Raw genomic sequence first — 20,478 nt, 5'->3', positions numbered from 1 at the left:
CGAACTTACGGGATAGTCCCTGGGTGAGTCGCTTACCAATTGATCCAGTAAGTAGATCTCGGTTGGAGTCAGCGCCATTTGCGGCGAAGCCTCGGGTCTGGTCCGGCTCAACATCGTCATCCAGAAGAATCGCCAACTAATGAGACAGAGGATGGCGATGAGATTAACGAGCCGTTTAGCGGTGCGAAGCTTGACGTCTTCTGCTTTGCAGCCAGACTTCAGGATCTTGTGGAACGTCTCAATCTTCCAGCGCATGGCATATCCATGTAGATTAGGCGCACATTGAAATAAGTCCCTCTGGGGTCTAACGCTCCTATCCAAACTCCGGAGCCTTGTGGTATCCCGAGCTCAAAGCCGTATGCGCTACGTCTTATGTCAGGGCTGTATGGCGCTTGATAGACGACACATGCGACCACACACAGGGCATTCTTGCTTCCAATCTGAAGCGGTTTCGGAGTGTTTGCAATAGCGCGCTGAATGTCCACAGAGGAAATTGTGGCTGGCCAGCCGATTCGACCGATGTGTCAAGTGTGTTGTTGCCCTCGTTAGCGCCAGAGGTGTCGTTATTAGTTACCGTATGCACCCTTGACTGCGGCTGCTCAAAGTGTTGTATTGAATGTGAGTCGCTCAGGCATTCCGCAGAGGAGTACTCCTCGCCTCAGGAGAGGCGCTGTACGGCACTACGCCGAACCGATTGAACTCGCTTCGGAACCTTTCGGTTAGCACCCACAGTAGTATGAAGGACCGGGAGGCCTCGTGAGACTGCAATCGAGCATCGCACTGGCGACCTACAACGGCGAGAAATATATCGCGCAACAGCTCGATAGTTTTGCTAGACAGACACGCTTGCCGGATGAACTGGTGGTCAGTGATGATCACTCCACGGATGGGACCTTAGACATCATAGCTTCCTTTGCCTCCACCGCACCATTTGCAGTGAAGGTTGTAGTCAATGAGGGCCCACGCGGCTTCAACCGTAACTTCGAAAACGCTGTCCGCCAATGCCAGTACGATGTCATCCTTTTCTCCGATCAAGATGACGTATGGTTTCGGGAGCATGTGGCCCGCTTGTCCTCACCTTTCGAGGAGGACACGTCCCTCACCATAGTTATTAGCAACAGTCAATGGTGGATGACGAGGCGAAGCCTCTCGACTATACAACCATGGAGGCCCACCGGCTTTCCGCTTCTTTGCTACGTCGAACGAACGCTGCGGGAAGAAAGCAATTCGAGCTCTACATGCGGCACAGGATGTTTATGGGGCATGGCATGGCTTTTCGATCTATTCTCCTGCCCTACTTGATTCCGTTCACAGAGAATTGCGGCTTTGATCAATGGGTTGCGTTGCTCGCGCTCGCTGCGGGCCGGCTACTCTATGTCGAAGAACCACTCACAAGTTATCGCATTCATGCCTCACAGGCGAGCGATAACCGGAAACGATCGCTCTTCAGATACCTCAGAATCAATGGTGCGCGAGTGAGTGGCAGATCTGAGGACGAGATCGGGAAGCTGCGCGATATCGAGGCACGGGTTCGGATCTTCTTAGAGTACGTTCCCGATTCGGCATACGTGTTATCAGTCATCGAGGATAGGCTCAACTTCTTGGGCGTGCGGGACGGCATACGAGAGGCAGTCCTCCCAGGACGCCTACTTAGAGCACTTAGCGAGTTGTTACGGGGACGCTATCAGAGAAATAGTAGAGGCTTTCTCGCCTTTGCACGAGACCTATACGGTAGCGGCAAGGAGTCCTAACTTGTTGCCTAGGGAGCCTCTGCGCAGGCGGCCGATTTGACGATGTCGGTGTGTGACTTGAGTCGGCGGCCAAGTTTTTCTGCGGTTGGGCCGTGCTTTGCTTGTTCTGGCTGGGGTTTGTGCGGAGTCGAAGACTCATAGCCCGTCTCCCGGCGCTAGGCGGCGGTTCCCGCCAGGTGCTTGCGGTGGAGGTAGAGGTTGATGAGGGCGAAGTTGGCGCATAGCCGGTGATGGTTCTTGGCGATGCCTCTGTAGCGTACCTTGTCGAAGCCGAAGACGCGCTTCAGGATACGGAAGACGTGTTCTACTTTCGCTCTTACTTTTGATTTCGTCGTATTCTTCTTCTTTGCCGCTTCATCGACATAGTTCTTGAACCTGGTTCGCTTGCAGGTCATGTCCTGGGCCTTGGGCGCGGCCTGCCGGATGGCCTTGGTCTGGCCTTGATAGCCGCCGTCGCCCCACACCTTTCGCTCCTCCCCATGTAGCAGATCCGGCAGCATGTGTACGTCGGAGACGTTGGCCGCCGACGTTGCCACTGAGTGCACGTGACCTTCTTTTGCTATCAACGCCGATGTGCGCCTTCAGTCCGAAGTACCACTGCTTGCCCTTACGAGTCTGACGCATCGCCGGATCACGCTCTTTCTTCTCGTTCTTGGTCGAAGAAGGCGCATGAATAATGGTCGCATCCACGATCGTGCCGGTCTCGATGCGGATGCCCCTGGCCGCCAGATGCAGGTTCACCGCGTCGAGCATGGCACCGCCAAGGTCATGCTTTTCGAGCAGGTGGCGGAAGCGCAGCACTGTCGTTTCATCCGGTGCCGGAGCCACGCCCAGGTCAACACCAGCGAACCGCCGCAGCGTGAAGGACTCATAAAACGCCTCTTCGACGCCGGGGTCGGACAAGTTGAACCACTGTTGCATAAAGTACGTCCGAAGCATGATCGCAAGCCCGACAGGACGACGGCCGTTGCCGGCCTTCGGGTAGTGCGGTTCGACCAGAGCCTGTAACTCGGGCCACGGAACAACCACTTCCATCTCATCCAAAAACAGCTCCCGCCGAGACTTCCGCCCATACTTCTCAAAGATCGACTGGGACGCAAACGTCTGCTGCTTCATCGCCATCCACCCCTAACCATCAGATTAATCCATCAGGCCGCGGACGCAGAACTTGTGCAGAGTTTCCCTAGGTAAAACCGGAGCGGGTCTCGATGCCACGAAGGCGACAGCTCTTAGAGAACCGAAGAGCCTAGCTAGGGCAAGCCACCAGGCGGGCGGGCCATCTACTCGCAGGCGTCAAGCACTCGACTTTCCAAGTCTCTGAGTCCGAACACTACTGCGGGATGTCGGGTGCGCGAGTAGCTCGCAAGTACGGGATCAACGCGAACCAAGTGTTTCAGTGGCGGCGGTTGCAGCAGGATGGGCTGCTTGGACCGGCGGCAGAGGACAGTGCGAAGCTGCTTCCGGTAAGCATGATCGAAGAGCGGCGGCTCGCGAAGCCGGAAACTCTTGCGGTACCTGCTTGCGGAGGCAAGATTCACATTGAGCTTCCTGGTCGCGTGTCGATTCGACTGGAGGGGAACGTCGATGCTGCGACGGCGCGTCTTATCCTGAAGAGTCTGCGTCCGTGATCGGCCTTCCGGCAGGAACACGGATCTGGATTGCGGCTGGCGTAACGGATATGCGGCGCGGCTTTCATGGTCTGAGCGCCCAGGTGCAGACGGTGCTCGAGCAGCAACCGTTGTCGGGCCATGTATTTGTTTTTCGGGGTCGCCGTGGCGACATCGTGAAGGTGCTCTGGTTCGACGGTGACGGTCTCTGACTGCTGGCCAAGCGACTCAAACGTGGATGCTTCGTGTGGCCGCAGGCGAGCAGTGGTACGGTATCTCTGAGCCGTGCGCAGCTCTCGATGTTGCTTGAGGGAATCGACTGGAGAGCACCGCTTCGAACAGCAGATCCGGTGATGGGTGTTTGAGTGTTTCTCCAGGATTGATAAGGGTTTTCTTCTATTAAGTAGCGTTCGTCTGCGACATACTTCGCTCATGTTTGTCGCACCTCCAGATCTCGACAACCTTGATCTTGAAGCTGCCAAGACGCTGTTGATGACACAGCATGAGAAGTACACGGCTGCCCTGAGTTCGCGAGTCAGCGAGATTGAACGCCTGGTGTTGCTGGTCGAGAAGCTGCAGCGCATGCTCTTCGGAGCGAAGAGCGAGAAGGTCTTTTGTCAGATTGAGCAGCTTGAGTTGCAGCTTGAAGAACTACAGGCCGCCAGTGCGATCGAAGAGATCAAGAGGATCGCAGTTCTTTACGACATTGAAGCCGAGATCCGCGGCAGCACTGCAGACCTCTTCCGAACGATCCGACAAGCCAGGGCAAGACCTCTGCTCGATAGCCTGTTCCTCTGGCTCGAAACGACACTCGCGAAGCTCTCTTCCACGTCCGACACGGCGGCGGCGATCCGCTACGCCGAAGATGGTCAACTCGAGATCGATAACAACACCGCCGAACGGGCGCTGCGCGTTGTCGCGCTTGGCCGCAAGAATTACCTCTTCTGCGGATCGGACGCCGGTGGAGAACGAGCGGCACGTTTATACTCGCTGCTCGGTTCAGCCAAGCTCAACGCCCTTGATCCAGAGCTCTATCTTCACCACGTCCTCGAACGCATCGCTGACCACGCCATCAACCGCATCCAAGACTTTCTGCCTTGGAACGTATCGATCAACAAGACCCATACACTCATACCAAAATAAGTGTCCACATAAGTTATGTGATACTTAACTCCAAACACACTCATACAACAGTACAGACGAGACGCCTACCAGCAAGTCTGGTCATAGGACTTGAGCACTTCAATCCGGCGTTGGCCTATTCGCTGCTCCAGTTTAAATTTTTCATGAGGCGTTCGATCCGCGAATCAGAGCGCAATGTCTCTTCGGTCAATTTCATGAGCCCGCGATGGACTCTCGCATCTCCCGCGAGGACGTGACCGGAGCCTGAAGCTGTACGTGACGGCGATTCCCTTCCTGGACGGCTCCATCAGTTCAAGCGGCAGGCAGGATCCCAAGCAGTTCGTAGACCGTGCGGCCCAATATCGGTCATCAGCGCCCGCGCATTGTCGGGGTTGAGGGCGGCGAGATCGGTGGCCGTCTGGACTCCGATCTAGGGGAACTTCGTCTAAAACTCTCTTCCGGTACCATAATTCGCTACAGATCACTGGAACCGGCCCATAATCGCATCGACTTATCTGCATAACTCTGATGAGCTGCCGATTTTAGACTAAATGGCGGAGGGAGAGGGATTCGAACCCCGGCCGAATTCCAAGCCTATGTGGATCAACAGCATAACGCGATTCGTCCGCTCCAGGCGCGGGTTCGATGAACTTTATACTTGCCAGATCATAACGTCTCATGCGGTTTTGTGTCGAGCAAAAAGGGAGCAGATGTGTAACCAAAAGTGTAACCGGACGCGCGATCCACCGCTATCCCCTACGTCATACAGGAAGTTAGACATCGAAGGATAGAAGCTAGTCTGCGATGTGGCGGAGCCTAGGAGCGACAGGTCCGCCGTACATGAGCCATCTCTCCTGTACCAGCAGTAGGCCGAGGTGGTCCGCTGGGCGACCGTTAGCCCACGTGCTGGGTCCTATCCGGGCCACAACCGTTATTTCATTATCGATTCAACGATCCGACTTCGACAGCTCTGGGTATTAGCACCATCCAGGGGACCGCCCATGATGTCCACCGAAGACCTCGCCGCCACCGCCGTCGCCGACGACCCCGACCACTGGATCGTCCGTCAAGCCTCCTACAACTCATGAAATCTGACTGCCGTGGCTCGGGAGCTATTTCGCTTGCGGTTCGACGCACGACTCACGATCGACGAACTGGTGGCCTGGGCCTGGTGTTCGCCCCGCGCCGCCGAGGCCGTCCATGGGATGTGCGCGTCATCTACGCGCAACTCAGCCGCACTGTATGCTTCCTAGCGCCAGCGCCGAATCTTGGCCGACCTCATGACCCATAAGAGGCCTTCCCGCCCACTCCTGAGGGGAGACGCTTGCAGAATCCACGCAAAGGATCGTTGAGTTGCGGAAGAGGTTCGCCGCTTTTGAGATCTATATCACTGGTAAACCTAATCCGCGAGCCTAGCTCTTGGGGTTGTAAAGTGCATTCAATTGAGCAGCCGAAAAACCAACGAGACCTTAACTGTCCCCATTCGCCTGAACCGTCGGTTTCGTGTACCCCGGCTCGAAGACCGTCCGAGCGAATCCATAAGCCAGCAACGATCCATTGAAGGGCAGTAGAGGGCATAAACAATTTGGTACTGTCCGACATCTAGAACCTTCTAGAAACCTACGAACTTTACGCCGATCGTGTCATCCAGGACGTCCTCAACCCGCTCCAACGTCTTCGACCCCGCACCAAGCTCAGGATGAAGCTTTCAGTTCACGGATCGACCGACGTTTGCTCGTGTTGAACGGCCAACGTCCTCAGTAGACCAAGGCAGTCTCCGTGCCAAGGGGCGATTTCTGTACCCACTATCAAACTACTGGAGAGTCAAATTGAATCGGATATGATGGCGGGTACTACACCGGAGGGAACGATTGTTCACGCTTAAACGTGCTGCGCCCACTACTAAACCTTGCTGTGCCTGTGCGTCCGACATTCCGTTAGCAGCAGACCTTTGTTCTGTATGTAAGACGCAGCAGAGCAGACGTGGTCGGTTCATTCAAGGCCTAGGTACAAATCTTGCGTTGATAGCAGCGGGAGCATCGTTTGTTGTATGGGGGATCGGAAACATTCCGAAGATGTGGGATCTCCTCCACCCCGTGTACAGCGTTCAAGCCGTGACCTCAAGTACGAAGCGAGGGACACTCATTAATGTGGGGAATCGGGATGTGATTGTGCACCAGATCACATATAACCTTACCGTCCTATCGCCGGATGATCCAAAGTATGCGAACACCGCCGACCGAGACCCTACTCATTGGCATATAGGACATGTACACGGTACCTTCTTGCTAAATGAATCACTTGGAGTAGGGCATCTGCTCAAATATGAGAACAAGGCAGATGCATTCAAATGGGCCGATATTGAGTCACTGGAGTACTACTTCGGTGGAGCGCCGGATGACCATCCGGTAAACTTTTGGGAAAAAATAAGACGCAAGCGCAAGGTTGCCGCCCTCTTTGGGATGGGTGCCGTTGTTGATGAGGTCACGTTTTTTGATCTCGTCAATCACTGCTATGTCCTTAGCGCCCATGCAATAAGCGACCCGGAATATCAATCACGTGGCGAACATCATAACGCGACATTCGATTCCATGGATACATCAGCCACCATTGAGTTCTACCCGGTCAGCCCTAACAGCAATCCCCAAGTATCTGAGATCCCGTCGATAATCGATGTAATCAGCCATGATAACGACCGTCCCGATACATGCAAGAAGACTGAATACGGTTCCGCTCAATCTGAGGAGCCTGAATAAGTTAAAGTAATAGTTAAGTCCTTCAGATTTTTTTTATGCGGTGACTTCCTTTTGCATCGCTGGATGTGCATGTCTTTACTCGAGTCACGATTGGCCACAAGGTGGCGCACACCATTGCCTCGGCTTCTTACTAGAAAGCTCTGACCTATGGATCATTTTCACTACATAGCGGCTTCCTTAGATAAGAAATCGTAGAAGGTAGATGGGCCCAAGTTGTGACGCGCTCCGCTGTTGAATCCATGGACAACTTCGACGACGCCTTCTAGCGGTATCCGTTCGGTAAACGCTCCCTCATAAGCCCGACACTCAGGAAAAGCGGCTTCAAAATTGCCTAAGAGCGGAGCATTCTTATGCAGCCAATGTGTGGCTCATTTTTCGAAAAAGGAGCCGTTTACCACCAGAAAAGAAGCAATTTTAAAAATGTTCGGCCTGTTCACCGTAGAGAAAGGTGGAATATCTTTAGCTGGGCAGTAAGGAATAAACCCATATTTACATGCGACATAGCCCGTTTACCGTGCTGTTTGCCTGCACTTTTAGATTAAAGAAAATAACAAAAGGCCATAGTTGAACTGGACTTTACTCGCAATAAATCAAAACTTAGCAATTTCAACACCTCCACTAATCTGCAAGGTGTTTAAGTGCTCGGTCATGCGAGTTTCTAAGTTCTTCCCTAACCTGCTCGTAGACATGAGATTGAGCGTCAAGCATTAGCGTCGGACCTGCCTTCATGGTGAGCTTTACAGCATGCTTCTGGACCTCAACCCGCGCGAAAACTCTCGAGCTCTCGCCATGCATGACCTTCGCCCGGAAGTCAGGAACCGCTGTTTCATAGAAGTTCGTCGCAGGCAGCTCTAAGCACCACGCCTTAATCTTCTCCACTACGGTCTTCAGGTTTTCTGGGATCTTTGTATATCCCAAGTCAAACTTTTCGGTTTGCGCCTGCGGCAAACTCTGAGTCGAAAATAAATCATGGCCGAGCGCTTTCAACATCTCTTCGATTTGTTGAGCAAAGGCTGCTAGGCTCTCCGGCTCGAATCCTTTCCCGATCTTACGGGGGGTGACCACGTTATGCAGTACATGATTCCCCGCCGCACGCGCCTTCTCAATGAGGTTAGCTTCCAACTGCGCGATTTGGCCGCCATGGAGGTCGTCCGCCGGACGGTAAAAAGCAAATGCCGTCGACCAGAATACTTTGCTCTCGTGGTGACTCCGAAGACGCTCGTCGAGAACGTCGCTCTTTCCGATGTAAATGTGTGAGATCAGCTTAGGGAAACTCTGCACAAGTTCTGCGTCCGCGGCCTGATGGATTAATCTGATGGTTAGGGGTGGATGGCGATGAAGCAGCAGACGTTTGCGTCCCAGTCGATCTTTGAGAAGTATGGGCGGAAGTCTCGGCGGGAGCTGTTTTTGGATGAGATGGAAGTGGTTGTTCCGTGGCCCGAGTTACAGGCTCTGGTCGAACCGCACTACCCGAAGGCCGGCAACGGCCGTCGTCCTGTCGGGCTTGCGATCATGCTTCGGACGTACTTTATGCAACAGTGGTTCAACTTGTCCGACCCCGGCGTCGAAGAGGCGTTTTATGAGTCCTTCACGCTGCGGCGGTTCGCTGGTGTTGACCTGGGCGTGGCTCCGGCACCGGATGAAACGACAGTGCTGCGCTTCCGCCACCTGCTCGAAAAGCATGACCTTGGCGGTGCCATGCTCGACGCGGTGAACCTGCATCTGGCGGCCAGGGGCATCCGCATCGAGACCGGCACGATCGTGGATGCGACCATTATTCATGCGCCTTCTTCGACCAAGAACGAGAAGAAAGAGCGTGATCCGGCGATGCGTCAGACTCGTAAGGGCAAGCAGTGGTACTTCGGACTGAAGGCGCACATCGGCGTTGATGCAAAAGAAGGTCACGTGCACTCAGTGGCAACGTCGGCGGCCAACGTCTCCGACGTACACATGCTGCCGGATCTGCTACATGGGGAGGAGCGCAAGGTGTGGGGCGACGGCGGCTATCAAGGCCAGACCAAGGCCATCCGGCAGGCCGCGCCCAAGGCCCAGGACATGACCTGCAAGCGAACCAGGTTCAAGAACTATGTCGATGAAGCGGCAAAGAAGAAGAATACGACGAAATCAAAAGTAAGAGCGAAAGTAGAACACGTCTTCCGTATCCTGAAGCGCGTCTTCGGCTTCGACAAGGTACGCTACAGAGGCATCGCCAAGAACCATCACCGGCTATGCGCCAACTTCGCCCTCATCAACCTCTACCTCCACCGCAAGCACCTGGCGGGAACCGCCGCCTAGCGCCGGGAGACGGGCTATGAGTCTTCGACTCCGCACAAACCCCAGCCAGAACAAGCAAAGCACGGCCCAACCGCAGAAAAACTTGGCCGCCGACTCAAGGCACACACCGACATCGTCAAATCGGCCGCCTGCGCAGAGGCTCCTTAGGTGGATGTGCAACAGTATCGACATCTGATGGACCGACCAGGACGTACACGCCAGGTCGGTCTAATTCGGCCGTTTTCTGGGATGTCTCGAAATGCTTCCGCGTCATGACTAGGCATGCACCGGACCAGTTATCCCTAGTGAGGCGACGCAGACCATCCGGGGAGGTTTCCAGAAATGTAATCTTGATAGGTTCCATGAGTACTAAGATGGCACAGAGGACAGACAGGCGTCCGTCAGTGTCACAAGTTCCGTTCTGGAGTGCCGCGCACCACCGAATCAACCGAAGGGTTTCCGGCCAGGACCGACTGGCATTTGCGAGGCTACGCTCTTTGAGTTCATTGCCATAGCAGCCGTGCCATGCTGTTCTGCTCCTAAGCGACTGATCATGACGTCTGACCTTCGCGAGGCTGTCAATTATCTCGCGAAGGCGGAACCTGATTTTCGCCCACGCACGGTAAATAACATGGGCATCGTGGTCCTGCTCTCTGGGAGCCCTTTGGCATAACGTCTGGAGAAAGATGCGTGTCGCCATCTACGCTCGTGTAAGCACCAAAGATCAAAGCTGCGAGATGCAGCTCAGGGATCTCCGCGCCTACTGTTCCGCTCGGGGATGTGCTGACAGCCATGAATATGTTGATGTCGGGGTGTCCGGCTCTATGGATTCCCGCCCTGAGTTGAACCGGCTCGTAGGCGATGTCCGCAAGCGGAAGATAGAGGCTGTCCTGGTTTGGCGTTTTGACCGGTTCGCCCGGTCTACTAAGCATCTTCTTTCAGCGTTAGAATAATCCCGCTCACTGGGTGTCGGATTCATCAGCTACCAAGAGAATCTAGATACAGGCAGCCCCCTCGGCCAGGCGCTCTTCACCATCATTGCGGCTGTGGCTCGGCTGAAACGAGATCTCATCAGGGAGAGGGCTACCCCCGGCGTTCGGAATGCCAAAGCGAAGGGTAAGGTGCTCGGCCGACCGAAGCGAATCGTCGACCGCGAGCGCATCTACGCTATGGCAGATGGGATTGGGCATCTGTCAAGAACAGCTGCTTCTCCAATCACGCACTATTCACATCTCCGGCCCATTGTTCCTGACGTTGCCCACCGGCGGATTAGCCGGTGCCATCTGCATGTCCTCAGACTCAAACGTTACCGGTCACCTTCCGTCGATTCACGGCGAGGTCAACACCTTCGAGGAGTTGTACGAGCAAATCGAGAAGGACCGCGAACTGTATAAACCAGTTGGGTGAGCCTTTGGCCGGGTTCACGCTCATTCTTGGTAGTCAAACTGTCAGAAACAGTTGCCGCTGGTAGAAGTTCCGCAGACGTGGAAATTCCAGTCGGAGTGATGAGAGAGCTTGAGACTCTTATGTTACAAGAGCAACTTCATCAGGACCCCAATCCTCGCGGAAGCCGATTTCGTCGGCATCGCGGAGCGGTGTGTGGCAAACCGTGGAATGCTCTACTATCGGGCTACGTTTGGAGAAGCGGAGAGGACGGAAGTCAAAGCCTTCGTGAGCATGCCGGACTTGGATGGACGTTATCGAGGTCCTCCACTAGTCGGTCCGATAATGGATATGCGAATATCGGTGGATACCTCTTTAAGCTTAAAGAGAGCTTTTCGCCTTCTGTTCGCATCAGTATACTGGAGGACTATATGCCGTTCCCAGCAACCGCCGTAGCAAATGAACTTCTCGACAGAGCATCTGCTGAGGGCCTCTCTCTCACCCAGATCAACATTCAGAAGCTCGTCTATTTCGCTCATGGGTGGAACCTGGGTTGGAGCGCAAATCCCCTTATATTGGACCCTATCGAGGCTTGGCAATACGGTCCCGTAGTGCGTAACCTTTACAACCAGTTCCGTCGTTTTGGCAGTTCTCCAATTACTGGGAAGGCCGTTGAGTTTCGCATTGACTCGAATGGCAAGATTGGAACAACGTGCCCCACACTGGAAGATGCCTACTCCAAAAGCGTCGTCGGCGCGGTCTGGAATCAATATGGGCGACTACAGCCTTTCAAGTTGGTCGAGCTGACTCACGCCCCTGGTTCTCCTTGGGAGGCAGCGTGGAATGCGAAAAAGGCGCTAATCGAGAACGAAGATATTCGTAGATACTTCAGTGCGCTTGCTCAACCTCGCGTATGAATTCGGAAGAACAGCAACTATCAGAGCGCATTAGAGAAGCAATAGCTGCGATAGACCGGCAAACCCGCGCTGGAATGGTTCCGGATATTGCAGGTGCCTCCGTAGACACCGAAGCGGTGCAGGTTGTAGGGCGCGAGCAAGATTTTTTGGACCTTCAGAAGATGAAGGAACAAATAAAAGATATGCAATCGGCTCGGAGTCAGCGAGAGAGATACGCTCGCTGGGTGTTTGCGTTGGTGGCAAGTTGGATTTTGGCTCTTTTCATCATCCTCATAGCGCAAGGTGCTTGTCCTGCATGGCGGCCCTTCAGCGATAAAGTGCTGATCACCCTCGTTACTTCTATGACAATCAACCTAATCGGTACCCTCGTCATAGTCCTTAAGTACATCTTTCGGTAGCAGGTTGACCAACGCTTTGTTGCTTAGTCAGACAACGAAGAGAAGACGACTACCCCGGAGAAACGACCATACGTCGGATCGCTTCCTGGAGCACCCCCGTCTGGGGGTCGCCGATCTTTGAATGGACTGTCAGCTTGCTTCGTACTGCTCGCGGGTCCGCTGGGTCATGGTGTTCCATGCAATAACGTAGACAGCTCTTATCGGTTCTGTAAAGGATCATTTGCAGACCGTCGCTCACACATTCTTTGTTAGGAGGGGATGTTCGACGGCTGATGACGGAGGCGCGATCTTCAATCGCTTCAGATCGTTTCTCAAATAGATCAGATAGCTTACGAAGGAACTCCTACGAAGAAAGTACCTATCAGTCCTCATGAAATTGGGTGGCAGGCGTCGTCTCGGGTATTAGCCAAAAGGGAAACTTTCCTCGAGGAGCAGCAAATGATGGAACACACGACGGGGTCGGCCAATCTTCCGACCACCGTGAAGGATAGCGAAGAAGGCGTCAAGTCTTCGCTCGACGTAAGCGCAGCAAGCACCGCTGGTGAACCGCGTGATGGAATGACAGCGTCTCATGGTGGCGTAGTCTCGGGAACACCCGCTGCCCAGCAGTGGAAGTCGAAGTCGAGGAAGCGCGAGACTGAAGCGAGTATTTGCGTAAGCGCGACCATGATCGATACCGAAGATCCGGCGGAGGCGCAGCTGGCTACTGTCATCCAGGATCTCTGGACTGCTCACGGGGTGAAACTCAAGTCGGCAACATCTGCGAAGGAGACGCAAGGAAAGGCAAAGGATGAGTTGGCGAAGGTCAAGCTGGAACTGGCTGCCAGCCTTCACACCTATAAGGGTCGCTTTGCTCGCCTTGGTTGCGGGGGGCAATGGAGCCAATTCCTCCGTCTGCAGGGCATCCCGCGCACTACTGCTGACAGCTACGTGAGGCGTCATGAACGTTCGATTGTCGGAACGGCAAATTGCTCCGATGGAGCAATTCGTCAGCCGACCGTGGCAGATGTGGCTCTCCTCGTGGCAAAGATCACGCCTAAGCTGATCCCCTTGCTCATCTCAGACGCACTGATGAAGCATTTCCTCACTCAGGTCCAGATGGCGATTCCCTTGTCAGAAACCAAATAGCGAAGAGGCCCTACTCACATACACCAGGTGAGTAGGGCTACCAAATACTGAATCGGCGGAACGTTCTTGCTTTCGCTGATCCAAACCGCTTCATAATCCGACCAACATCGATTCCCCCAGCCAAGGCTTCCACCGTCAAAAGGGCGATCGCAGGGAACGAGGAAGCTCAGGCCATTGTCGGCTTACGCCAGATGTTTCCTTCCTGTGACGACCATGGAGACCCTCCGTGGCTAAAACTGTCCCTAAGAAACGCCTACGACATTCATACGTCCACCTGCACAGCCGCAACCATGAATAATCCCTTGGGGCAATCAACAGCGATGCTTATACCCCCGTCCAGAAGCGCGGATACGGCCCAGATCTGATCGAGGATGTCGCATAAGACACCACTATCGCCGTATGGCAGCAACTCCAGACGTCCGATCCGGCCCGATCCAAGCTTCAGCACCTGGGTTCACAACGTCACCAGGTGGCAGCTCACCGAACATCGTCGGCGGGGATCGAAGCAGGAGCGCAACGTGGAGGGACAAGCCCTGGATCACTCCGAGACCAGCAAGGTTGATCCCGTTATGATGAACGAAGTGAGCTAGGCCGCCGGGGATAAGCTGTGTCTCTGTGACTTGGTAGTGTCTCTGGGGGACGTCGAAGCTGCTGCCGAACGCACGAGATTCGCCTCTGGCGTGAATGGGGCGAGGAGCGCGGCTAGGCGTGGTCAGGCGGTGAGCTGCGCCGCATAGTGAGACTGTCGCTGATGAGCACCTCGGCTAGGCCGTGGGACTGTGTGGCAAATACGGTTGGACACCCATGCACGCGAACATCATGGCGAACACGTGGTCAGGTGTTACACGCAGGAGCCTGGGTATTTCGTCGGCGCTACAGGAAGCATGTCGTGTGCCACCTCGCCGCTCTCGATACCTAGACGTTCTGCCGTCAGCAGCACGACTACAGCGAGAAAGTCATTGGTGTTTTCACAGCGGCGACTCCTGGTTCGCCTGGGTGTGCGGCCTGGGCGATGGAGACGACGACGAAGATACCGCAACATGGATTAAGGCCGACTCGAATCTCGATGCTTCGATCAATCCAAAGAACTGGGTGAGGGCATAAACAAGGCCCAGGGTGATCCGGCCAGCTTGAACGGCGTGCTGCGCCTTCGTCTGGGGGTATGGACATCATCCACCGCAGCAAATTTCCCCATGACGAATGGAGCGCGTGCGATACAGACATCGATTCCGGGTCTCTGAAAGATCATTCGCCCATGTGTTTTCTCCCAAAGTTCGAATCAAGTGATGAGATAAATCACTCCTAGAACGGAACTCTATCGCGCGGGAATCGGGCATTGAGCTTCGTTCGGGGCGAAGCCCCATCGCTTCGCTTCGAAAGCAGGTACGCCTATTTCGCGGGTCAGTGCCACTGCGTCCTCCTGAGAAGTAAAAAAACCAATAGCAATACCGTTGGCCGGATTGTTAGGTCCGCTATCGATGGTCTCCGCAGTTGTGAAGCGCGGATCCCTCTGCCGCAATGACAAAAGTGCTCTCCGAGTGTCTTCGACGTTTCCTGGAGATGTGGCAATGACGAACCAAAAGTGCCCGCATACATAGTTTTTAAGAGGTAGAGAATAGTTGAGGAGCGGCGCTGAATCGCCGATAAGAAACCTGCGCTCGATCAAGATTCTTGAAAGCTGAGCCACCGCCTCAGAACTCAGTGTGCTTTTCTGCAGGCCGCCTTTCCAGAAGTATAACTCTGGAACCTCTGAAGTCGTAAGTGCATTGCTCTGAGCATCAAGCTGTTGGATCCTCTGCAGTGTCGAGGAAGACAAAGCAGCTAAGCTGCTTTCGGCCCGGACCGCAGTCGCCGCCTGCGTTATCTCGGCTTGCTTTGCCTTATGGAAGCTCGGATAAATAACAAATGCAGCCACTGCGCAAATAACAAGCGTCACAGCCCCGATCGCAAACTGTAACCAAACCAGTTTTTGCTCTCTTTGACTTACTGGCTCTTCTTGAGCAAGTTTAGGAACTACTTGAGTCATTTTGCTCCCACCATTCTTGTTACAGCAAGTACTAGCATCACCAGCATCGCGAGAATTCCAGTGCCAAATCCCCCCTTACTGATTTGACCAAAGGACTTTATGTCCAAAAGCCCGGTACAGAGACCAATCATTGCAATCGCAACAACCATCAATATGCAGAAACACATTGTCCCCACAGCTATCAGCCGATTTACGTCGGAAGGTCTCCAAACAGGCAGTGGCAACTTTTTATCTCCGAGATGCTGCGGATTATAGAACGGCAGAGACTTGAGAGCCTAAAACTTTTTTAGAAACTCATATTTGAGGTCAGCGGAACTTGCGAACGCCGGTCACACGCAAAATCTGCATGGTTGACAAGTCACCACCAAGGGGAGTTTCTCGCCTCGGTAGTTGAGTTCGTTGGCAAATTCGCTGGTGGGTGGATTTCCTTCCGCTTGGCTCTCCACAGTCACCAGCAGCGGTCGGCACGGGTGGCGACGGCCTTCCCGGTTCGCGTACAGCCCCTCACCTTTCGACCAAGTTCAGTGATACCGGCGAAGTCCTCAAATGACACACGGTGGCCTACTGGCTTCATCCCACCAGCTATCGCGCGGCCAAGATAGCTTGGTGCGGCTAGAGACGTTCCCGGCCACGTTTTGGGCAAACACGGGCATCATCGGAACGACGGTAGGGATCGCCTCCGGCGCGTCGACGGCACGGAAGTCATCTCTATGTAATAAGTCTGTGCAGATGTGAATATTCCGGGCCAGCCGGTCAAGCTTAGCGGTCACCGAAGAAGCGCGGCGGCGCTTGCAGAGGGCGAGTAACAGGCGATCCTTGTGCAAGTGATGACAAGCTTCCGGTTAGCTCTAAGACTTGCCGACGGTCTCCGGAAGCGAAGTATAAGGGGTAAGGCCGCAGCGAGACAAGAAATGATGAGCTGATCGTCCTCGTGTGACTCAGTGCCAAGGCTGACGTCAAGAGATTATCGGGATCCAATAAAAGAAGCGTCCTTATTATTCTACTTGCCAAAGGGGAAAGTCTCACGTATGTTTCATCTCGAACGATCTATTAGCACTGGGCCCCAGAACATCATTACATCCAGCAAATTGGAGAACGCTCAATGTCCAGTACTTCTAGCCGTTTTGGATTAACCGCGTTTCGGAACCTATATCTGATCGGCCCTGCTCTCTTGCTGGCAACGGGCTGTGGGCCCATGGACTACCAGAAACCGATACAGCAGTTCAGTGATGCGTCTAGTATTGTGGCTGCAAGTGCTACGTTATTCCTAAACAATGAGAACGCCATTGAACAAGAAGCTCTGGTGGAACGCTTGGCCTTTGAAGCCAAACCTATCGATGTCACAGCCATCGAACAGAGTGTTGTTATTTCTGCTAACGAGATCAAGATTCGTACTAAGTCCATTTTGGTTTTGTCTAGTTTCACCGCGAATTTGGCTACTCTCGCATCTGGAAAGGCCGGTACGGCAGTAACTCAAAACGCCGCCGATTTAAGTTCTTCGATGAAGAAGCTCGCTACCGACGCGGGGGGATTGCCGAACTCTAAGCTGGACAATGCACATTTTGCTGGCTTGGCAAGTGCAGCTGCGGAGGCCATGGGTGCCGTTGCCAAGGCCATCATTGATAAGAAATCTCGTCGAGACATCGAAAAAACAATTCAAGATAATGAGAAGCCTATCGAGAGTTTGATCGAACTTCTCGGAAGTGAGCTTACGTTGGCCTACGAACGACAAAAATCTGCTGTAGGGGCGCAAAGTATTTATTTAAGCCAGGCTTACTCAGCAGAACTGAACACGGCCGTCCCAAATGTTGAAAGGCGTATCTCAATAGCAGGACAGATCAACGCCTATCGCCGCCTACAGGGAGATCTACAAGCGGCAGACCCCGCCCCTGCCGTTGCAAAGATGCGGGCCTCGTTCGTCGCGCTAGTAGCCTACTCGCGATCGAACAGGGACCCGCAGAGCCTTACCGCTCTATGGAAGGCCGTTCAAGATTTTTCCGCTGCAGCACAGCCATTGGCCCAGGCAATTCAGTCTTTGATAACTGCATCTTGATGTGTTCTGGAGAGAATAATGACCCTTGTACAGCTTGTTGAGCTTATCGGCAATGTTCTCACCCAGCTTGATCGGATTCTATCTGATCCTGCACTTCCATCATCCAATCCCGATTGGCAACAACTATATGCAATGCGGGTACAGCTAGATGGGAAGCAAAAACAACTTGTAGGCCTCTCTATTACTCTAGATGATAATAGTTTCACCAGCCTAACAAGTAAGATCGCGGACGCAGATGCAACGCTAAAGCAGCAGATAGGCGACTTGGCAAAAGTCGCATCGACTATCAGCACGGCCGCCAAGATAGCTGCTCTAGCAGACCAAATTATCTCTTTGGCAGCCGCGCTTTAGTGTCACATGGACATCACCCTGGAATCATGCAAACCACTGTGACATTAATGTCTTTGGCGATTCTCGGCAACGCAAAAGTCACTAAGTGCATTATCATCGCTGTTTTACGACACTGTTGATAACCATCGCTACCAGTAAGTTTATCAACTCTGAGGTCGATTATGAATTCTGGACACTTTGCGACATACTTGAATCTCGCATTTGGTGCAGCCGCGGTATTTACCCTTCTCCCTGTTATATATTACCTTTGTACAGGTTGGGCTGTTCGCCGTGAGAAGTTGTTTTGCTACATGAGAGATGATCAGGCTCTAAGTATCTACTACGATCAGTTTCCTTGGAGTAATACAAGAGAAGCTGACCTAGCTAAACGTTTCCGGCATCAAGTGTCCTATCTTTACGGCCGACGGCACTTTATTGCGCCTCTGAGCCTATTTACAATTTTGTCATTGGGTGCGTTCTGGGGACTCTGTAGGAGTGCTCAATTTAATGCTCATGTGCTAAAGGGTGAATTCGTAATCTCCAAAACCGCCGCGGCAGCGTTGCTTGGTGCTTTTCTCTGGTGCATAAGTGATGAACTTGCCCGTATAGTGCGCCGAGACCTTTCTCCTAAGGATGTTTACGGTTGGGGTTTTCGTATTTTGCTGTCAGTTCCGTTTGGGTTCGCTGCAGCAGCAGTCTTGACAGCAGATGTAGGTGTGCCCGTAGCCTTCTTCTTGGGAGCCTTTCCTACGCAAACTCTCTTCACGTTTGCCAGGCGTATAGCCGTCCAAAAGCTTGCGATGGGAGATCAACAAAGTGACAGTGGTCTTGAGTTGCAACAACTGCAAAGCGTCAGCAGGGGGGTCGCAGAAACATTTCAGGACAACGGGATAGAAACGATCTCCGCGCTGGCTTGGGCCGATCCAGTAGACCTTACAATCAGAACAAACCTCGACTTTAACTATGTGCTCGATTGTATGAGCCAAGCGTTGCTTTGGGTTTATTTTGAAGATAAAACGCGTATCCTATTCCGCTTTTCCCTTCGTGGATCGCAAGAGGTGTTGAGTCTGACAAATGATCTCAATGGGGTTTTGGTTCCGTTTGATAGCACCCAAGTGCTCACTCCGAAGCAGTCGCAGGCTAAAGCTACTCTCAGTAACATCGCCGGAATTCTAAACCTGACTGAGGCCGCCTTACTAACGACGCTACTCCAATCTGCATGTGACCCCTATACAACATTCATCAACAGAGTGTGGCGTTAGCTCCAGAATTCGTTGGGTGGCCATTCCAAATTCGTTCAATGCCTAACTGTGTCCTCTGTGGGGAAATCACCGAGTAGCTTTCGGGAGACTCTGCGCAGGCGGCTAATTTGACGTTATGAGTAGACGTGTTGAGTCGGCGGCCAGTTTGTTACGATACTACCGTCCTATATTTGGTTTTGGCTGAGTTTGCGCTGTGTTGAAGAGTCGTTGCCCGTTTTCGGGCGCTATGCGGCCAGCCCTGCCAGGTGCTTGCGGTGGAGGTAGAGGTTATGAGGGCGAAGTTAGTGCATAGCCGGTGATGGTTCTTGGCGATACCTCGGTAGCGCACCTTGTCGAAGCCGAACACGCGCTTCAGGATACGGAAGACATGTTCTACTTTCGCTCTTACTTTTGATTTCGTCGTATTCTTCTTCTTTGCCGCTTCATCGACATAGTTCTTGAACCTGGTTCGCTTGCAGGTCATGTCCTGGGCCTTGGGCGCGGCCTGCCGGATGGCCTTGGTCTGGCCTTGATAGCCGCCGTCGCCCCACACCTTGCGCTCCTCCCCATGTAGCAGATCCGGCAGCATAGGTACGTCCGAGACGTTGGCCGCCGACGTTGCTGCCGAGTGCACGTGACCTTCTTTTGCATCGACGCCCACGTGCGCTTTCAGTCCGAAGTACCACTGCTTGCCCTTACGAGTCTGACGCATCGCCGGATCACGCTCTCTCTTCTCGTTCTTCGTTGAAGAAGGCGCGTGGATGATGGTCGCATCCACGATCGTACCGGTCTCGATGCGGATGCCCTTGGCTGCCAGATGCAAGTTCACCGCGTCGAGTATCGCGCCGCCAAGGTCATGCTTTTCGAGCAGGTGCCGGAAGCGCAGCACGGTCATTTCATCTGGCTCCGGAGCCACGCCCAGGTCCACGCCGACGAACCGCTGCAGCGTTGCGGACTCCTAAAGCGCCTCCTCGACGCCATGGGTCGGACAAGTTGAACCACTGCTGCATGAAGTAGGTCCGCAGCATGATCGCAAGCCCGACAGACGACGGCCGTTGCCGGCCTTCGGGTAGTGTGGCTCGATCAGAGCCTGTCACTCGAACCATGGAACAACCACTTCCATCTCATCCAAAAACAGCTCCCGCCGAGACTTCCGCCCATACTTCTCAAAGCTCGACTGCGACGCAAAAGTCTGCCGCCTCATTGCCATCCACCCATAACCATCAGATTAATCCATCAGGTCGCGGACGCAGAACTTGTGCAGAGTTCCCTTAGGTCGCATGCCCTGCCTATAAGGCGTCCTCCCTATGTTGTCCGCCGACGAGCACTATCTTCTGGATGTGAGACCAATCTCCTCGATTGTCCAGCTCAATCATAATTACTAGTGGCTCACCCCGCCCTTTTTCTAGCAAGTCCGCTCTCATACTTCACGATGCTGGATCGATCAAGGCGTAGGCACCTCCACCTCACCGTGGAGTTCGTGCCTATCACC

General features: G+C 53.7%; 16 protein-coding genes and 3 pseudogenes. 15 read left to right on the top strand and 4 right to left on the bottom strand.

Annotated elements, in window-relative coordinates:
- The first annotated feature begins 756 nt into the window (after positions 1-756).
- The gene (locus ACIX9_RS24380) at positions 757-1,302 is read left to right on the top strand and encodes a glycosyltransferase (RefSeq protein WP_083808351.1); all 546 of its coding nucleotides are present in this window, start codon (positions 757-759) and stop codon (positions 1,300-1,302) included.
- A 604-nt stretch (positions 1,303-1,906) separates the two neighbouring features.
- Here the strand turns inward: ACIX9_RS24380 and ACIX9_RS00540 are convergent.
- Positions 1,907-2,867, bottom strand: a protein-coding gene (locus tag ACIX9_RS00540) for an IS5 family transposase (protein WP_408609724.1) whose coding sequence is annotated in 2 segments (ribosomal slippage) — positions 1,907-2,308 and positions 2,310-2,867 — 960 coding nt in all. Because the reading frame shifts where the segments join, the coding sequence is not laid out codon by codon here.
- 224 nt (positions 2,868-3,091) lie between these two features.
- Here ACIX9_RS00540 and ACIX9_RS00535 point away from each other — a divergent pair.
- The 4 genes and pseudogenes from ACIX9_RS00535 (at position 3,092) to ACIX9_RS00520 (ending at position 7,236) form a co-directional block, all read left to right on the top strand.
- Complete coding sequence (locus ACIX9_RS00535; RefSeq protein ID WP_013578519.1) at positions 3,092-3,379, top strand: transposase; 288 nt, start codon at positions 3,092-3,094, stop codon at positions 3,377-3,379.
- Positions 3,376-3,723: pseudogene (gene tnpB / locus ACIX9_RS00530) on the top strand (IS66 family insertion sequence element accessory protein TnpB). The gene ACIX9_RS00535 and the pseudogene tnpB overlap by 4 nt, the downstream one beginning before the upstream one ends.
- A gap of 67 nt (positions 3,724-3,790) precedes the next feature.
- Positions 3,791-4,501: an IS66 family transposase gene (locus tag ACIX9_RS00525; protein WP_013578518.1), complete on the top strand. Its 711-nt coding sequence runs from the start codon at positions 3,791-3,793 to the stop codon at positions 4,499-4,501.
- A gap of 2,054 nt (positions 4,502-6,555) precedes the next feature.
- On the top strand, positions 6,556-7,236 hold the full coding sequence (locus ACIX9_RS00520) for a hypothetical protein (RefSeq protein WP_013578517.1): 681 nt from the start codon (positions 6,556-6,558) through the stop codon (positions 7,234-7,236).
- A 618-nt stretch (positions 7,237-7,854) separates the two neighbouring features.
- Here ACIX9_RS00520 and ACIX9_RS00515 read toward each other — a convergent pair.
- Positions 7,855-8,517, bottom strand: a complete 663-nt coding sequence (locus ACIX9_RS00515) for a GIY-YIG nuclease family protein (protein WP_041596854.1) — start codon at positions 8,515-8,517, stop codon at positions 7,855-7,857.
- Positions 8,518-8,571: 54 nt separating this feature from the next.
- On the opposite strand from ACIX9_RS00515, the gene ACIX9_RS00510 reads away from it, so the two are divergent.
- The 7 genes and pseudogenes from ACIX9_RS00510 (at position 8,572) to ACIX9_RS25500 (ending at position 13,926) form a co-directional block, all read left to right on the top strand.
- Entirely contained in the window at positions 8,572-9,531 is a 960-nt protein-coding gene (locus ACIX9_RS00510) for an IS5 family transposase (protein WP_041597230.1), read from the top strand.
- A gap of 665 nt (positions 9,532-10,196) precedes the next feature.
- Positions 10,197-10,619: pseudogene (locus tag ACIX9_RS27590) on the top strand (recombinase family protein); the annotation flags it as partial.
- A gap of 67 nt (positions 10,620-10,686) precedes the next feature.
- Positions 10,687-10,917, top strand: coding sequence for a hypothetical protein (locus ACIX9_RS26640; RefSeq protein ID WP_232298759.1), 231 nt, complete (start codon positions 10,687-10,689; stop codon positions 10,915-10,917).
- 407 nt (positions 10,918-11,324) lie between these two features.
- A complete protein-coding gene (locus tag ACIX9_RS25505; RefSeq protein ID WP_013578516.1) occupies positions 11,325-11,810 on the top strand; it encodes a Panacea domain-containing protein in 486 nt (161 codons plus the stop codon).
- Positions 11,807-12,208, top strand: a complete 402-nt coding sequence (locus ACIX9_RS00495) for a hypothetical protein (protein WP_013578515.1) — start codon at positions 11,807-11,809, stop codon at positions 12,206-12,208. The genes ACIX9_RS25505 and ACIX9_RS00495 overlap by 4 nt, the downstream gene beginning before the upstream one ends.
- A 438-nt stretch (positions 12,209-12,646) precedes the next feature.
- Positions 12,647-13,336: a hypothetical protein gene (locus tag ACIX9_RS00490; protein ID WP_013578514.1), complete on the top strand. Its 690-nt coding sequence runs from the start codon at positions 12,647-12,649 to the stop codon at positions 13,334-13,336.
- Positions 13,337-13,707: 371 nt separating this feature from the next.
- Positions 13,708-13,926 carry a hypothetical protein gene (locus tag ACIX9_RS25500; protein WP_157477176.1) on the top strand — a complete coding sequence of 73 codons (219 nt, stop codon included), beginning with the start codon at positions 13,708-13,710 and terminating at the stop codon, positions 13,924-13,926.
- A gap of 725 nt (positions 13,927-14,651) precedes the next feature.
- Here the strand turns inward: ACIX9_RS25500 and ACIX9_RS00485 are convergent.
- Complete coding sequence (locus ACIX9_RS00485; protein WP_013578513.1) at positions 14,652-15,362, bottom strand: hypothetical protein; 711 nt, start codon at positions 15,360-15,362, stop codon at positions 14,652-14,654.
- Positions 15,363-16,464: 1,102 nt separating this feature from the next.
- Between ACIX9_RS00485 and ACIX9_RS00480 the strand changes: the two genes are divergently transcribed.
- The 3 genes from ACIX9_RS00480 (at position 16,465) to ACIX9_RS25495 (ending at position 19,007) form a co-directional block, all read left to right on the top strand.
- Entirely contained in the window at positions 16,465-17,415 is a 951-nt protein-coding gene (locus ACIX9_RS00480; protein ID WP_013578512.1) for a hypothetical protein, read from the top strand.
- Between the two features lie 18 nt (positions 17,416-17,433).
- The gene (locus ACIX9_RS00475) at positions 17,434-17,766 is read left to right on the top strand and encodes a hypothetical protein (protein WP_013578511.1); all 333 of its coding nucleotides are present in this window, start codon (positions 17,434-17,436) and stop codon (positions 17,764-17,766) included.
- A gap of 290 nt (positions 17,767-18,056) precedes the next feature.
- Positions 18,057-19,007, top strand: coding sequence for a hypothetical protein (locus tag ACIX9_RS25495; RefSeq protein WP_157477174.1), 951 nt, complete (start codon positions 18,057-18,059; stop codon positions 19,005-19,007).
- A gap of 224 nt (positions 19,008-19,231) precedes the next feature.
- On the opposite strand, the pseudogene ACIX9_RS00465 reads toward ACIX9_RS25495, so the two are convergent.
- Positions 19,232-20,190, bottom strand: a pseudogene (locus ACIX9_RS00465) (IS5 family transposase).
- Positions 20,191-20,478 lie beyond the last annotated feature (288 nt).

This window comes from Granulicella tundricola MP5ACTX9, assembly GCF_000178975.2.
Classification (GTDB): Bacteria; Acidobacteriota; Terriglobia; order Terriglobales; family Acidobacteriaceae; genus Edaphobacter; species Edaphobacter tundricola.
The sequence above is the reverse complement of the archived record's forward strand: the minus strand, read 5'-3'. Positions and strand labels throughout refer to the sequence as shown.

Bases quoted from the DNA above. Each gene is read 5' to 3' on its own strand.
- ACIX9_RS00490 (WP_013578514.1), top strand. From the start codon at position 12,647: ATGATGGAACACACGACGGGGTCGGCCAATCTTCCGACCACCGTGAAG.
- ACIX9_RS00475 (WP_013578511.1), top strand. From the start codon at position 17,434: ATGACCCTTGTACAGCTTGTTGAGCTTATCGGCAATGTTCTCACCCAG.
- ACIX9_RS25505 (WP_013578516.1), top strand. From the start codon at position 11,325: ATGCCGTTCCCAGCAACCGCCGTAGCAAATGAACTTCTCGACAGAGCA.
- ACIX9_RS26640 (WP_232298759.1), top strand. From the start codon at position 10,687: ATGGGATTGGGCATCTGTCAAGAACAGCTGCTTCTCCAATCACGCACT.
- ACIX9_RS00535 (WP_013578519.1), top strand. From the start codon at position 3,092: ATGTCGGGTGCGCGAGTAGCTCGCAAGTACGGGATCAACGCGAACCAA.
- ACIX9_RS00525 (WP_013578518.1), top strand. From the start codon at position 3,791: ATGTTTGTCGCACCTCCAGATCTCGACAACCTTGATCTTGAAGCTGCC.
- ACIX9_RS00495 (WP_013578515.1), top strand. From the start codon at position 11,807: ATGAATTCGGAAGAACAGCAACTATCAGAGCGCATTAGAGAAGCAATA.
- ACIX9_RS00485 (WP_013578513.1), bottom strand. From the start codon at position 15,362: ATGACTCAAGTAGTTCCTAAACTTGCTCAAGAAGAGCCAGTAAGTCAA.
- ACIX9_RS00510 (WP_041597230.1), top strand. From the start codon at position 8,572: ATGAAGCAGCAGACGTTTGCGTCCCAGTCGATCTTTGAGAAGTATGGG.
- ACIX9_RS00520 (WP_013578517.1), top strand. From the start codon at position 6,556: ATGTGGGATCTCCTCCACCCCGTGTACAGCGTTCAAGCCGTGACCTCA.
- ACIX9_RS25500 (WP_157477176.1), top strand. From the start codon at position 13,708: ATGTCGCATAAGACACCACTATCGCCGTATGGCAGCAACTCCAGACGT.
- ACIX9_RS00480 (WP_013578512.1), top strand. From the start codon at position 16,465: ATGTCCAGTACTTCTAGCCGTTTTGGATTAACCGCGTTTCGGAACCTA.
- ACIX9_RS25495 (WP_157477174.1), top strand. From the start codon at position 18,057: ATGAGAGATGATCAGGCTCTAAGTATCTACTACGATCAGTTTCCTTGG.